The organism is Devosia elaeis (assembly GCF_001650025.1).
Taxonomy (GTDB): domain Bacteria; phylum Pseudomonadota; class Alphaproteobacteria; order Rhizobiales; family Devosiaceae; genus Devosia; species Devosia elaeis.
This window is the reverse complement of the sequence record NZ_LVVY01000067.1, coordinates 57468-72208: the sequence shown is the minus strand read 5'-3', so window position 1 is coordinate 72208 and position 14741 is coordinate 57468. Positions and strand designations below refer to the sequence as shown.

General features: G+C 65.1%; 12 protein-coding genes. 6 read left to right on the top strand and 6 right to left on the bottom strand.

The window, feature by feature from the left end:
- Position 1 precedes the first annotated feature (1 nt).
- The 6 genes from A3840_RS05275 to flgF form a co-directional block, all read right to left on the bottom strand.
- On the bottom strand, positions 2 to 1498 hold the full coding sequence (locus A3840_RS05275) for a carboxypeptidase M32 (RefSeq protein WP_067452980.1): 1497 nt from the start codon (positions 1496 to 1498) through the stop codon (positions 2 to 4).
- A gap of 57 nt (positions 1499 to 1555) precedes the next feature.
- Positions 1556 to 1729: a hypothetical protein gene (locus tag A3840_RS19615; RefSeq protein ID WP_165603127.1), complete on the bottom strand. Its 174-nt coding sequence runs from the start codon at positions 1727 to 1729 to the stop codon at positions 1556 to 1558.
- Between the two features lie 244 nt (positions 1730 to 1973).
- Positions 1974 to 2711: a flagellar basal body L-ring protein FlgH gene (gene flgH, locus A3840_RS05270; protein ID WP_067452977.1), complete on the bottom strand. Its 738-nt coding sequence runs from the start codon at positions 2709 to 2711 to the stop codon at positions 1974 to 1976.
- Positions 2712 to 2727: 16 nt separating this feature from the next.
- Complete coding sequence (gene flgA, locus A3840_RS05265) at positions 2728 to 3675, bottom strand: flagellar basal body P-ring formation chaperone FlgA (RefSeq protein WP_165603126.1); 948 nt, start codon at positions 3673 to 3675, stop codon at positions 2728 to 2730.
- A gap of 14 nt (positions 3676 to 3689) precedes the next feature.
- Positions 3690 to 4475: a flagellar basal-body rod protein FlgG gene (gene flgG / locus A3840_RS05260; RefSeq protein ID WP_067452971.1), complete on the bottom strand. Its 786-nt coding sequence runs from the start codon at positions 4473 to 4475 to the stop codon at positions 3690 to 3692.
- 18 nt (positions 4476 to 4493) lie between these two features.
- Positions 4494 to 5234 (bottom strand): flagellar basal-body rod protein FlgF, encoded by a 741-nt coding sequence (gene flgF / locus A3840_RS05255; RefSeq protein WP_425388836.1) that lies wholly within the window; start codon positions 5232 to 5234, stop codon positions 4494 to 4496.
- Positions 5235 to 5453: 219 nt separating this feature from the next.
- Here flgF and A3840_RS05250 point away from each other — a divergent pair, with 219 nt between their 5' ends.
- The 6 genes from A3840_RS05250 (at position 5454) to cckA (ending at position 14723) form a co-directional block, all read left to right on the top strand.
- Positions 5454 to 5999 carry a flagellar basal body-associated FliL family protein gene (locus A3840_RS05250; protein ID WP_245676551.1) on the top strand — a complete coding sequence of 182 codons (546 nt, stop codon included), beginning with the start codon at positions 5454 to 5456 and terminating at the stop codon, positions 5997 to 5999.
- The gene (fliM, locus tag A3840_RS05245; protein ID WP_067452965.1) at positions 5999 to 7174 is read left to right on the top strand and encodes a flagellar motor switch protein FliM; all 1176 of its coding nucleotides are present in this window, start codon (positions 5999 to 6001) and stop codon (positions 7172 to 7174) included. Before A3840_RS05250 ends, fliM begins: the two co-directional genes overlap by 1 nt.
- A complete protein-coding gene (locus A3840_RS05240) occupies positions 7171 to 7602 on the top strand; it encodes a DUF6468 domain-containing protein (protein ID WP_067452962.1) in 432 nt (143 codons plus the stop codon). The genes fliM and A3840_RS05240 overlap by 4 nt, the downstream gene beginning before the upstream one ends.
- A complete protein-coding gene (locus A3840_RS05235) occupies positions 7599 to 8534 on the top strand; it encodes a MotE family protein (protein ID WP_067452959.1) in 936 nt (311 codons plus the stop codon). The genes A3840_RS05240 and A3840_RS05235 overlap by 4 nt, the downstream gene beginning before the upstream one ends.
- Before the next feature lie 226 nt (positions 8535 to 8760).
- On the top strand, positions 8761 to 12015 hold the full coding sequence (locus A3840_RS05230; protein ID WP_131798254.1) for a hypothetical protein: 3255 nt from the start codon (positions 8761 to 8763) through the stop codon (positions 12013 to 12015).
- A gap of 140 nt (positions 12016 to 12155) precedes the next feature.
- Positions 12156 to 14723: a cell cycle histidine kinase CckA gene (gene cckA / locus A3840_RS05225; RefSeq protein ID WP_067452954.1), complete on the top strand. Its 2568-nt coding sequence runs from the start codon at positions 12156 to 12158 to the stop codon at positions 14721 to 14723.
- Positions 14724 to 14741: the final 18 nt, after the last annotated feature.

Below are 14741 nucleotides of genomic sequence, written 5' to 3'. Positions count from 1 at the left end.
CCTAGCCGCCATAGCGCCGGATGAGATGCGCCTTGAAATGATCGGCATTGAGCGCTTCGCCGGTGGCGCGGGTGATGAGGTCGGGGGTGGAATAGCGCGAGGCCTGGTTCCACACCTTGTCGGCGCGCCATTGATTGATGGCGGCGAAATCGCCCTGCCGCATCTGCGCGCCCATGTCGGGAATATCCTTGGCCATGGCGGCCCCCAGTTGCGCGGCGATCATGGCGCCCAGCGTATAGCTGGGGAAATAGCCGAAGGCGCCGCCGGGCCAGTGCACATCCTGCATCGGGCCGTCCTTGGGATCGTTGATGGTGGAGATGCCCAGATATTCGGTCATCTTGGCATCCCAGGCCTCGGGAATCTGGCTGGCCTCCAGCTTGCCGCTTACCAGATCCTGCTCCAGCTCGTAGCGCAGGATGACGTGCAGCGGGTAGGTCACCTCATCGGCATCGACCCGGATATAGCCGCGCTCGACGAAGTTGACCTCGCTCAGGATGTCAGCGATGTCCCAGCCGGGAATGGCGTCTTCGCCCAGATGCTGATGCACCAGTGGCAGCATGAATTCCCAGAAGTCGCCGCTGCGGGCGATCTGCATTTCCACGAACAGGCTCTGGCTTTCGTGCATGCCCATGCCGCGCGCCTTGCCCAGCGGCCAGTGCGACCAGTCTTTCGGCAGGCCCTGCTCATAGAGCGCATGTCCGGTTTCGTGCAGCACGCCCATCAGCGAGGACAGGAATTCGTCGGTGCGGTAGCGCGTGGTCATGCGCACGTCTGTCGGCACGCCGCCGCAGAAGGGGTGGTGCGATACGGCCAGCGAGCCATGGGTGAAATCGAAGCCGGTGGCGCGCATGGCGGCCAGCCCCAGTTCGCGCTGCTTCTCGATTGGATAGGGGCCGTTGAGGGGCTTGCGCGGGCGCCGGGACAGGCGCTCCTGCTGCACGTCGAGGGCCCTGGGCACGAAGTCCTTGAGGAAGGTCTTGAGATCGGCAAAGACCGCGTCGATGTCGGCGGTCCTGTTGCCCGGGTCATATTGGTCCATCAGCGCGTCGTAAGGCGCAAGGCCCGTGGCGGCGGAACGCAGCGCGGCTTCCTCGCGCACCAGCGCCACAACCCCTTCCAGCGCGGGCAGGAAAGCGTCCCAATCCCCCTTGGCGCGCAATTCGCGCCAGAGCTGTTCGGAGCGCATCGTAGCGGCGGTCCGGCGCTGCACGAATTCGGTGGGGAGACAGGTGGCGTTGATGTAATTGCGCTCGAACTCGCCCAGGGCCAGCTTCTGATCCGTGTCGAGATCCTCGGATCTGGCAGCCGCGATCCAGTCGGCTATCTCGGGGGCCGTGGCCTGGGCGTGATACATGCCGGCCAGATGCGACATGGCCTCGGCCCGCTTCTCGCCGCCGCCGACCGCCATATGGGTCGCCTCGTCGGCCCCGAGAATGGACAAGGCATGCTCTAGCGCCTCCAGCCGGCGGCCGAGATCGTCGAGTTTGGCAAAGGACATGGAACGCTCCTGACAACAGAGCCCGATGTCTCCCACAGGCGTTTCAGGGGATCAAGCTCAAGGATCGGACTCGTCCTTGCGCTTCTTGCCGTCGTCATCGCCGACCGCGAAATAGAAGGCGACGGCCATGGCGATGCCGAACCCGATACCGACGCCGACATTGTCGAACAATAATGTGCCGGCCCCCACGCCCACTGCGATGCCGATAGCGATGGCGCCGCCCAGTCTCATGCGCTTTCCTTTCCGGTGCTCAAGGTCAATCCGGAAGCGGGCTGGGGGTTCCCGTCGGCCTGAACGGAGAGAGGCGCAGCCGGGGAGCTGCGCCTCGTGGGGAAAGGGACCGCCATTGGGGAATGAAGGGCCTTGCTGTCTGGTCCGGCGCTTTCTGCGGCCCGGACCATGCCGGTGCCTCCTGGCGCCGGCCGGTAAAGCGGCGATGCCACGGGGATGAGGCATCGCCGGATGGGGGGGGACCTCAGAAGGGCAGGATGGCGTCCATGACCTGCTGGCCGTAGCGCGATTGCTGCACATCGGTGATCTGGCCGCGGCCGCCATAGGAGATGCGGGCCTCGGCGATCTTGCTGGACAGGATCGTGTTATTGGCCTGGATGTCCGAGGGGCGGACGATGCCGGCCACGATCATGTCGCGGACTTCGAAATTCACCCGCACTTCCTGGCGCCCCTCGATGACGAGATTGCCATTGGGCAGCACCTGGGTCACCACGGCGGCGACGGTGGTTTCGAGGCTTTCCTTGCGGTTGACCGAGCCATTGCCGGCGTCGCGGATGCCGGAATTGAAATCGATGGCTGCCGCGGGATCGACACTGGTGCCGACCACATTGGTGAACCCGGCGCCGAAGATGCCGCCCATGCCCATGGAATTGGTCGAGGTGCGGTTGCGCTGGGTCTGGTTGTTGATCTGGGCGCTGTCGTCGATGGTGACCAGGACCGTCAGGATGTCGCCGATGCGATGGGCGCGCTCGTCCTTGAAGAAGCCCTTGGCCGAGGTGCGGTAGAGCGAGTTGGGCTGGTAGGTGTCGGCGATGGGCTCGGGCATAGGCATCCGCACCGGCTGGTAGCCCGCCATCGTGGTGGGATCGTTGATGGCGGTCAGGGCAGGGGCCTGGCCGACATTGGCGAGGCGATCCATGGTGCTGCAGGCGCCGAGGGTAGCGGCGAGGGTCAGGATGGTGGCGATCTTGGCGATGTTCATTTCGTGCGATCCCGAATTAGAGGCCGGCCAGGGCGATCGGCCCGGAAGAGACTTCCACGGCGCCCGGGGCGATTGCTTTGGCGGTGATGACGCGGCGGGAGCTCAGATTGAGCACCTGGAGCGGCGCGCCCTCGGCGGCGCCGGTGACGGCCTGGCCGCGAACGGTGAGGGTCATGGGACCCTGGCGATAATAGATGGTGACGAGGTCGTTCTTGGCGACGGCCAGCGGTTCGCTGACATCGCTGGCCCGCACCAGCATGCCTTCCCGGCTCTGGCGGTTGAGGGCCATGCCGACCAATTGGCCCTGCGGCGCGACGCCCTGCGCGTCGGCCTGCTGCACCGGGACCGGCCGCATGACGAAGTGGTCGGGCCGCAGGACCGTGCCGGCCGGCAGGTTGGCGGACAGATGCGGCGCGTCCACGACCAGCTCGATCGTGCCGGCGATTTCCAGCGGCCGCTCCACACCCTCGATGAGGAAGCGGGCGGAGAAGGAGCCGTTGCCGGGCAGGTAGCGCAGGCTGTCGAGCCGGGCGGGCTGATCGCCTGCGGCGGCGCGGACCGGCTCGAGGGCATAGGAAAGATGCACATTGGCGCGCAGATCGCCCGTCAGGATGCCGCGGCTGCGCAGATTGTCGGCGATCAGGCCCGAAAGCAGGGCCTGATCCACCAGGATGGCGGCGCGCGAGACCCTGACCTGGCTCAGGCCATTGGTTTCGAAGGCATCGAGGCCGATACGGGCGGCGGCGGCGCGAATGGCCGAAAGCTCGACATTGCCGGTCGTGCCGGGCAGGGGAGAGCGGAACAGTGGCTTTTCGGCCAGCGCGCCGGCATCCTCGAACATGTCGCCCATCGTCACCACGGCGGCACTCACCGTGATATCCGCCCTGAGCAGGGGCGCGGCGAGCGCGGTGCCGGCACTGAACGCCAGGGCCAGGACCGAAAGGAAGGGGCGGGACATTTTCATGATCATCCTCCCGATCAACGAAGCTGGCTCGTGGCCTGCATCATCTGGTCGGCGCCGGAGATGATGCGGGCATTCATTTCATAGGCGCGCTGGGCCGCGATCAGGTCGGCAATTTCGGTCACCGAATTGACATTGGCCAGTTCCAGATAGTTCTGCAGCAGGTCGCCGGTTCCATCGACATTGGGCACGCCCACCTGGGCCGGGCCGCTGGCGGCGGTTTCCAGGAACAGGTTGTCGCCCATGGATTCGAGGCCCGACTTGTTGACGAAGCGGGCGAGCTGGAGCTGGCCGAGCTGGGTCGGCACCGTGTCCGTGCCGATATAGGCCTCCACCGTGCCATCGGGCGAAATCGAGACGCCCCGGGCATTGCCGGGAATGGCGATGCCGGGATTGACCGTATAGCCGGACGAATTGACCAGGGTGCCTTCCGCGTCGCGCTCGAAGGAGCCGTCGCGGGTATAGGCGGTGCGCCCATCGGGCAGCTCGATCATGAAGAAGCCTTCGCCGCGAATGGCCACGTCCAGTTCACGTTCGGTCAGGTTGACCGAGCCCTGGCTCATCACCCTAGGCGTCGAGACCGTGCGGACGCCCGAGCCGATCTCGAGCCCGGCGGGGACCATCGTGCCCTGGTCCGACGTCTGCGAACCGGCGCGGGTGACCTGTTGATAGAGCAGGTCCTGGAATTCGGCGCGCTGGCGCTTGTAGCCAGTGGTGCGCATGTTGGCGATGTTGTTGGAAATGACTTCGACATTGCGTTCCTGGGCGCTCATGCCGGTCGATGCGATATAGAGTGCTTTCATGGCCTTGGCTCCTCAGGATCAGGAATTGGTGTCGCCGAGGCGCTGGATGGCAGTGCGACGAAGCTCGTCCTGCTTCTGCGTCAGCGAGGCGATCGATTCATAGGCGCGGGTCACCCGGATCAATTCGGCCATTTCCGAGACGCCCGAGACATTGGAGCGCTCGACATGGCCCTGCATGACGCGGGTATTGGCGTTGGCGACGGGCGTGCCGCCGGAAAACAGGTTGCTGCCCTCGCGGACCAGCGCCTGGGGATTGTCGAACTCGACGATGCGCAATTGCCCCCTCGGGCCGGCATTGGTGGAGATGGCGCCGTCGGTGGCGATGGAAATGCCGGTTTCCTCGGGGCCGAACTGGATCGGCCCGCCAATGCCCATGACCGGGTTGCCGGAGGCGTCGACCAGGGTGCCGTTATTGTCGATCTGGAAGGAGCCGGCGCGGGTCCAGCGCTCGCCGGCGGCCGTCTGCACGGCGAAGAAGCCGCCGCCATTGAGCGCCACGTCGAGCTCGTTGCCGGTCTGGGTCATGGCGCCGCCGGAAAGGTCGTGGATCGTCGCCCAGTCCTGAACATAGGAGAGGGGCTGGTCGAGGCCGGGAAAGGTGCGGTCCCGCGCCACCGGCATCTCATATTCTTCGAACAGGATTTGCTCGGCCTTGAAGCCGGTCGTGTTGATATTGGCGACGTTGTGGGCCACCACGTCCATCTGCCGCTGCAGGGCGATCTGCCGTGACAGGCTGATGAGTTGCGCGTTTCCGATCATGACAATCCCCGTATCGGTCCCCGAAACGCCCTGCTTCCCCAAGCCGGTCGCCTCGCCATTTACTTTGCATCAACCATGCCAGTGCGCGAATGTGAGTTAAATCAAAGGCTTAGATGGAAAGTGGTGCGTCAGCCCGGCAGAGAATGTCCGCCCTGCCGGCAAAAGCTGCCCGGCAAAAACTGCCGGGCCAGGGCTTAATCGTAACTATTCGTTAACCAAGTGGCCCTTAGCTGGATGCCGAGCCGGAATCGTCCGGAACTGCTGGGTTTGGTGGGGCACGCAATGGCTGCGGATGCAGAAGTGGGATCCGAAGCGCCTGCCAAGAGGGGCGTTCCCAAACTCTTCCTTATCATCGGTGCCGCCGTGATCGTCGTGCTGCTGGGCGGGGCGGGCGCGTTCTTCTTTCTGTCCTCGTCCGCGTCGGGCGATGGGGAGGCGGCGTCGGCTCCGGCCGGGCACGACACGTTTATTTTCAACCTTCAACCCATGATGGTGAATCTCAACAGTGAAGATGGCGCGTCCGCCGTCATGAAGCTCACCATTGCCCTGGAGGTGGCGGATGAGCAGATGATGAATGAGATCCAGCCGCGCCTGCCCAAGGTGATCGACGCGTTCCAGGTCTATCTGCGCGAATTGCGCAAGAGCGACCTCGAAGGCTCGGCGGGCATCTATCGCCTCAAGGAAGAGCTGCTGCGGCGGGTCAATATCGCCATCTATCCCGCGCATGTGCAGAGCGTGCTCTTCCGCGAAATCCTGGTGCAGTGATGGCCGGGCCGAGCGACCAGGACAAGCTGAGCGAGGATTGGGGCCTGGAAGGCCTCGATATCGCCGCACCCGACGAAGCGGCCATGTCCGAAGAGGAACGCGCCGCCGCTGCCGCCGCCGAATGGGCGGCCATGCTGGAAGGCGGCGATGGCGGCGAGGATGGCGGGCCGGACCGGGTGCTCAACCAGGATGAGATCGACAGCCTCCTCGGCTTCGATGCCAGCGCGGCGGGCAATGTCGAGCTGTCCGGCGTCCAGGCGCTGATCAATTCGGCGCTGGTGTCCTATGAACGCCTGCCGATGCTGGAAATCGTCTTCGACCGGCTGGTGCGGCTGGCGACGACATCGCTGCGCAATTTCACCTCGGACAATGTCGAGGTGACCATGGATTCCATCTCCTCGGTCCGCTTCGGCGATTACCTCAATTCCATTCCGCTGCCGGCCATCCTCTCGGTCATCAAGGCCGAGGAATGGGAGAATTACGGCCTGCTCACCGTCGATTCCAATCTCATCTATTCGATGATCGACGTGTTGCTGGGCGGCCGCCGCGTCGGCGGCAATATCCGCGTCGAGGGGCGGCCTTACACGACCATCGAAATGGCCCTGGCCCGCCGCATGATCGAGGTGATCCTCGATGATACGCACCGCGCCTTCGAGCCGGTGACGCAGATCAATTTCAAGCTCGAGCGCATGGAGACCAATCCGCGTTTCGCCGCCATTTCGCGGCCGGGCAATGCGGCCATCCTCATCGAACTCCGGATCGAGATGGACGACCGCGGCGGCAAGATCGAAATCCTGTTGCCCTATGCGACGATCGAGCCGATCCGCGAACAGCTCCTGCAGATGTTCATGGGCGAGAAATTCGGCCGCGATCCGATCTGGGAAGGGCATTTGGCCACCGAGATCTACCAGGCCGATGTCGAGATCGAAGCGGTGCTGCACGAGCAGGATCTGCCGCTCTCCAAGGTGCTCAATCTCCAGCCTGGCCAGACGCTGATGTTCGAGCGTGCGCCGACCGATCCGATCCGGCTGCGCTGTGGGGATGTCGAACTCACCGAGGCCATCATGGGCCATATCGGCAAGAACGTTTCCGTGCGCGTCACGCGCCCGCTCAACCCGCCCAAGGTCACCATGGCGGCCTTCGAGGCAATCGACGAAACGATGGAAGGACGATGATGTTCGGGCTGCCGCTGGGAATTTTCGTGGAAGGCGCCGTAGCGATCCTGCTGGCCCTGACGATCGGTTATTGCGTGGTGCTCAATCAGCGCCTCAAGCGCCTGCATCAGGACAAGGATGCGATGCGGCAGATGGTGGCCGATCTGGTGGGCGCTACCAATCTGGCCAATCAGGCCATTAAGGAACTCAAGTCCAGCGCCGTCGAGGCCGACCTGGCCCTGACCGCGCGGCTGGAAGAAGCGGAACGCTTCGGTATCGAGCTGGCCAATCACGTTACCGCCGGCACCGCGCTGATGGAACGCATTGCGCGCATCACCAGCGTGGCGCGCCATAGCCAGGCGGTGGAGCAGGTGGAGGAGCCCAACAAGGTGCAGTCCGCGCTGCAGCAATTGTCTTCGCGCGTGCGCAATCGCGGAGCCGCCGCGTGACCAATATCCGCCTGTTGCCCATCGTCATCATGGCGGTCGCGGCCCTGCTGGTCCTCAAGACGCTGGGCCTCGCGACCAATGGCGGCTATGTGCTGACAGGCGTAGCCCGGGCACAGGCGGCTGGCGATGGCGCCTCAGGCGGTGATCCGGGGCAGGGCGAGCCCATTACCTTGCCGGCCGAGCCGACGCTTGCCGACACCACCCCCACGCTGAGCGATGGTGCGCCCACGATCGGCGAGGTGCTCGATGCCGCCGGCGGACATGGCGCGCCTGGTGTTGCCGAGGGCGACGATACAGGCGGCTACGTGGCCAACAGCGTTGCGGCCGAGAATGCCTGCGATCCGCTGCCGGTCGCCGGAGCCGAGCTCGAGGGCGGGGAATTGCTGGCTATCGCCGCCGATTGTCCGCCGCTGGCCGATGCGATGCCGCTTCTGGTGACCCCGGAGGGGCCGGCGCCGCTCATGGCGGGCGATGCCACGCAGACCGAACAGGCCGTGCTGGAGCGGCTGGCGGCGCGGCGCACCGAGCTTGAATCCTACGAACAGCAATTGGCCATGCGCGCTTCGCTCGTCGAGGCGGCCGAAAAGCGGATCGAGGAACGCCAGACGACCCTGCAATCCATCGAGGATCAGATCGCCTCGCTGGTAGAGCAGCGCAAGCAGATGGAAGAAGGCCAGTTCGCCGCCATCGTGGCCATGTATGAATCGATGAAGCCCAAGGATGCGGCCAAGATTTTCGACAATCTGGACATGGACGTGCTGCTGCGCGTCACCCGGATGATGAGCCCGCGCAAGATGTCGCCCATCCTCGCCGAAATGAACACGACCCGCGCGCAGGAGCTGACGGTGCGCATGGCCTCGGCCGATTCCGACCCGCTCGAAAGCATGAGCCCCGACGATCTGGCCGCCCTGCCGCAGATCGTCGGACAGTAAATGTCGCCGATCGCCTTAGGGGGACGTTAAGCCGGGCTGATTAGGGTGACGCTGAAACAAGCGTGTAATCCTCGCGTTTTGAGGCTTTGGGGGAAGAATACCCCGTCCGCAAAACGTGTCATCTTGGCGTCGGGCGGGCAGAAAGCCGGTGAAGACCGCATTGATCGCAGGTTGGCGACGGGCAAGAACTGCCTTGGTCGCGGCGGCATTGGCCAGCGTGCTGGCAATGACTGCCTCTGCGCATGGCCAGGAACAGGGCCAGCTTTTTGCTGCCGAGCAGGAAGGCTATGGGCGGCTGATCCTCAGCTTCCCCGGGCGCGATGAATTGCCCCGCCACGATTTCCGCGTCGAAAACGGCGTTCTGTCCCTGCAATTCGACGATCCTGTCGATATTCTGCTGCCCGATGTCGGGCTGACCATGCCCAATTACCTGACCATTGCCCGGGTCGATCCGGATGGCCGGGGCCTGCGCATCGGGCTGCGCTCCAGCTTCAATTTCAACCGCATCGATGCCGGCGAGCAGCTTTATATCGACCTGATGCCGCCGAGCTGGCAGGGCATGCCGCCGCCGCTGCCGCAGGACGTCATCGACAAGCTGGCCGAACGGGCGCGCCAGGCCGCGATCAGGGCCGAACGCGACCGCAAGGCGCGCATGGCGGCCGAACTCGATCCCCGAGTCGATATCCGCGTCGGCCAGAACGCCACCTTCCTGCGTCTGCAATTCGACTGGTCGGTGCCGACCGACGCGCAATTCACCAAGAAAGGCAATATCGGCGCCGCCACCTTCGAATGGCCGGTGGACATGGATATCGGCGCGCTGCTGGGCGGGCTGCCGGACGAGGTAGTGTCCGTGCAGGCGGGGACTTCGCCCGATGGGGCGGTGGCCACCTTCCTCTTCGCCGAAGGAGTGGAGCCGCGCTTCTACGAGATTTCGCCCAGCCAATATGTGCTCGATATCGACATTGCCGGGCAAGGCCTGCCCGCGTTGATGCTGGCCGACCTGGCCGCGACGGCCGAGCAGGAGGCGCCCGCCGAAGCCGAGCCACCACGCATCGCCGCCCTGCAACCGGAGGCCGCCGAGGCCGTCACGCCGTTCGTGAACGTGCTGGGCTCCACCGTCCGGCTGGTTTTTCCCTTCGAGCAGGATATTCCTGCAGCCGTGTTCCGGCGTGGCGACACGGTCTGGATGATCTTCGATACCGTCACCGGCATCCGGCCGCCGCAATCCTCGGACGATCTTGGTGCCGTGGCCTCCGAATTCGCCGTCATTGCCTCGGGCGACACCCAGGTGGTGCGCATCGATCTGGCGCAGGAGCGGCTTGCCACCCTGGGTTCCGAAGGCATGGCCTGGGTGCTCTCGCTCGGCGACATGATGCTGAGCCCCACCGAGCCGATGAACCTGTCGCGCCGCCGCGACATCGAGGGCGCCTTCGAAATGGTCGCCGACGTGGCCCGGCCCGGCCGCATCCACGATTTCCGCGATCCGCTGGTGGGCGATGTCCTCAAGGTGGTGACGGCCTATCCGCCGGCGCGGGGGCTGACGCGCAATCTCGATCATGTGGATTTCACCGCGCTGCGGAGCGTGCATGGCCTGGTGGTCAAGCCGAAATCGGCCGGGCTTGAAGTGGCGCTTGAAAGTCCCTTGGCGGTGATTTCCAGCAATGGCGGGCTGACCGTTTCCGCCTCCGACACCTTGCGCAGCGCCGGCAGCCAGGCGCAGGAAGCCGTCCGCGCCGGATTTATCGACCTGGCGGCGCTCGAACAGCGCGACCCGCAGCAATTCATCGCGACCCGCGATGCGCTGGAAGCGGCGGCGGCGGCCAGCGAAGGCGGCAATCGCGATGCCGCCCGCCTCGACCTGGCGCAATTCTACTTGGCCAATCGCATGGCTTTCGAAGCCCTGGGCGTGCTGCGGGTGCTCGAGGCCGATCTCAAGGCGGAGGATCTGACCAGGCAGGTCCGCATGACGCAGGCGGTGGCCAATGTGATGGCCGGGCGCCCGCGGGAGGCCCTGCAGACTCTCAATGCCGCCGTTGTGGCGCAGGAGGTCGATGCGCTGTTCTGGCGGATGCTTGCCCGCGCGGCGGAGAACGATTATCGCGGTGCGCGGCTCGATGCGCTGGAAGCCCAGCCCTTTGTGGATGCCTATCCCGAATGGCTGCGCAACATGTTCCACCTGGCCGCGAGCCGCGCCGCCGTGGAGGCGGGCGATGCCGATTTCGCCGAAAGCCTGCTGGAAAAGGTCGAATTCGCCGCCCTCAGCGTCGAGGATGCCTCGCTCTATCACCTGCTGTCCGGGCGCATCGACGAGGCCGAAGGGCGCAACCAGGAGGCGCTCGACCTCTATGGCCAGGTGATCGCCTCGGAAGTGCGGCCCACCCGTGCCGAGGCCGTCTACCGGACCCTGTTGCTGCTGGACCGGGAAAACCGGCTCGACCTGGCCAAGGCCACGCAGACCCTGGCGGCGGAAAGCCTGCTCTGGCGGGGCGGGGCGCTGGAGGCGGAGATGCAATCGCTGCTGGCCGACCTCTATTTCCGCAATGGCGATTACCGGCCCGGTTTCGAAACCGTCCGCGCCGCGGTGGCGAGCTTTCCGGAAAGCCAGGCGGTCAATGCCCTGCGCGACCAGGCGCAGTCGATGTTCGCCGATCTCTTCCTCAATGGCATGGCCGATGCCCTCGGGCCGGTGGAAGCCCTGGCCATCTATTACGATTTCCGCCACCTGACCCCGCCCGGCGCGCGCGGCGACGAAATGATCCGCAATCTGGCGCGGCGGCTGGTGCGCGTGGATCTTCTGGCCCAGGCTGCCGAATTGCTGCAATACCAGCTCGACAACAGGCTGCGCGGCGTGGCCCGCACCCAGATTGCCGCCGACCTGGCGGTGATCTATCTGGCCGACCGCAGGCCGCAGGACGCCATCCGGGTGCTCAACGACACGCGCCTGCCCGAGATCCCCGAATCCCTGGCCCGCCAACGGCGCATCCTGGAGGCGCGGGCGATGATCGATGGCGGGCGCGACCAATTGGCCCTCGACATCATCAGCAATATGGACGGCAAGGATGTCGCGCTGCTGCGGATCGACGCCCATTGGAAGGCCAGGCGCTACAGCCAGGCAGGAGAAATGCTCGAAGCCCTCTATGGCAATGAGCCGGCGGGGCAGACGCCCAGCCGCGCCACGCGCATGAACCTGATCCGCGCCGGGGTCGGCTATGTGCTGGCCGGCGACACGTTTGGCCTGTCGCGGCTGCGGGCCAAGTTCGGCGAGCAGATGGTCAATTCCCCCGAATGGCCGATGTTCGATTTCGTCACCGGGCCGATCCAGGCGACCAGCCTCGAATTCAAGAAGGTCGCGGCCGAAATCGCGGCGCAGGACAGCCTCACCGCCTTCCTCGCCTCCTATCGCGAGACCTATGCCGGGGATGGGGCGCTGGCGCCCGCCAATCCCAGCCAGCCGAGCGCGGACCTGGCTTCGCTCCGCTAGAGCCGGCCATCGCGCCTGCGGACAATTGCGTGCCTGTCATGTTGAAAAGCCGCTTCACCCTCCCAAGCGGGCGGAGCATTTGGTAGACCTTTCCCGATGTCCCGATTCGGGACGGCCTCTGCCTTCTGGAGCAAGTGACCATGGCATCGACGCCGCTCGGCGAGGACAGCTATCCTGAACCGGTCCTGGATGCGGCCCGCTCCGCCGTGGGAATATGGCGCGTCGTGCTGCTCGGCGTGGCTCTGGTGCTTGCCGCCGTGGGCTTCTCGTTTTTCGGCGATCGCATCCCCTCCGAGATGGTCATGGCCTTTGTCGGCATGCTGGCCGTGGCGGGGGTCTTCTTCCTGTTCGGGCTCGCTGCGGGGCTTTTCCGCTTTCCCTCGTCCGAGGAGCGGCGCACCGTTTCGCATGCGGTGGTCGACAGCCTGCCTTTCGGCACGGTGATCGCCGACCAGGACGGCAAGATTTCCTATGTGAACCAGCATTACGGCAATTTCGCCGGGGCGGTGAACAATGGCGTGCCGGTGGGCGTGCCGCGCCTCTTCGCCGGCCATGCCGATGCCAGCGAGGCCATCTACCGGCTGTCGCGGGCGGCCAAGGACGGGCGCAGCGCCATCGAGGATATCCGCGTGCCCGGCGGGCTGGGCGGTTCGCAGGCCGAAGCGGGCCGGGCCTTCTGGTATCGGGTGGCGGTCCGGCCGCTGCCGCAGACCGAGGATGCCCGCAAGGCGCTGATCGCCTGGACCATCGAGGACATCACCCGCGATCGCGAGAACAACGAGACGGCCTTCCGCGACCTGCAAAGGGCGATCGACTATCTCGATCATTCCCCTTCCGGCTTCTTCTCGGCCGATGCGCAGGGGCATATCCAATATCTCAACTCGACCCTGGCCGATTGGCTCGGTTACGACCTGGCCGAGTTCAATTCCGGCCAGCTCAATCTACGCGATATCGTGCGGGGCGATGGCGCTTCGCTGTTGATGCGGGGCCGGGGCGATGGGGAAATCCGCACCGAGATCATCGATATCGATCTCGTGCGCCGCAACGGCACGGCCCTTCCGGTGCGTCTGCTCCACCGCGCCGCGCGGCTTGCCGATGGCGAATTGGGCGAGACACGCACCCAGGTGCTCGACATGTCGAGCGCCCCCGATACCGAGGAGGAATTGCGCGCCGCCGAAGTGCGGTTCTCGCGCTTCTTCAACGACACCCCCTTCGCCATCGCGACCCTGGACGGGGAGGGGCGCATCGTGCGCACCAATGCGCCGTTCGGCCGCATTTTCCGCTGGTCGGGCGAGGACAAGAGCCTCGAATTGCAGCCTTTGCAGGACTTGGTCGGCGAGGCCAGCCGCGACAAGCTCAATCGCGCCGTCGCCAATGCCATTGCCCAGCATTCGGAAGTCGAGCCCGTCGATGCCCTGCTCAGCGTCGAGGGCGACCATGCGGTGCGCCTCTATATCTCGGCGTCCGAGATCAGCGCCGGCTCGCCCGAGCAGGTCAATGTCTACGCCCTGGACATGACCGACCAGCGCAAGCTGGAGGCGCAGTTCGCCCAGAGCCAGAAGATGCAGGCCGTGGGCCAGCTCGCCGGCGGCGTGGCGCATGATTTCAATAATCTGCTCACCGCCATTATCGGCTTTTCCGACCTGCTGCTGCTCAAGCACAAGCCGGGCGATCCGTCCTTCAACGAGCTGATGCAGATCAAGCAGAATGCCAATCGCGCCGCCGGGCTGACCCGCCAGCTCCTGGCCTTTTCGCGCCGGCAGACCCTGCGCCCGCAGGTGCTCGAACTGCCGCTGATCGTCGATGACCTCACCGTCCTGCTCAAGCGCATGATCGGGGAGAAGAACACGCTTTCGGTCGAGCATGGCCGCAATATCTGGCCGGTCCGCGCCGATGTGGTGCAATTGGAACAGGTCATCATCAATCTCGTGGTCAATGCGCGCGACGCCATGCCCAATGGCGGCGCCATCGCCATCCGCACCGCCAATGTCAGCGCGGCCGAAGCGGCCGGCATGAAATTCGAAGGCATGGTGCCGGCCGATTACGTGCTCATCGATGTCGAGGACACCGGCACCGGCATGAGCCAGGAAGTGCTGGAGAAGATTTTCGAGCCTTTCTTCACCACCAAGGAATTGGGCAAGGGCACCGGCCTCGGCCTCTCGACCGTCTACGGCATCGTCAAGCAGACCGAGGGCTTCATCTACCCGGTTTCGACGCTGGGCGTGGGCACCACGTTCAAGATTTTCCTGCCCCGTCATGTCCCCAGCCCCGAGGAGGCCGCCGCCAAGGCCGGCGCCGCCGCCGCGCCGGCCAAGGACCTGACCGGCCAGGAGCGCATCCTGCTGGTCGAGGACGAGGAGAGCGTGCGCGCCTTCTCCGCCCGCGCCCTCAAGGCCACCGGCTACGAGGTGTTCGAGGCCGATGGCGGCGAAGAGGCGCTGGAAGTGCTGGAAGACCTCGATTACCAGGTGGATCTCATCATCTCCGACGTGGTCATGCCGGAAATGGACGGTCCGACCATGCTCAAGGTCGTCCGCGAGAAGATGCCCAATCTCAAGATCATCTTCGTGTCGGGCTATGCCGAGGAAAGCGTGCGCCGCGATATCGAGGACGACCAGAGCGTGGATTTCCTGCCCAAGCCCTATTCGCTCGATCAGATCAATTCCAAGGTCAAGGAAGTGCTGGGTCGGCTGGACAAGGGGGAATAGGCTCCCTTGTCCCGCTCC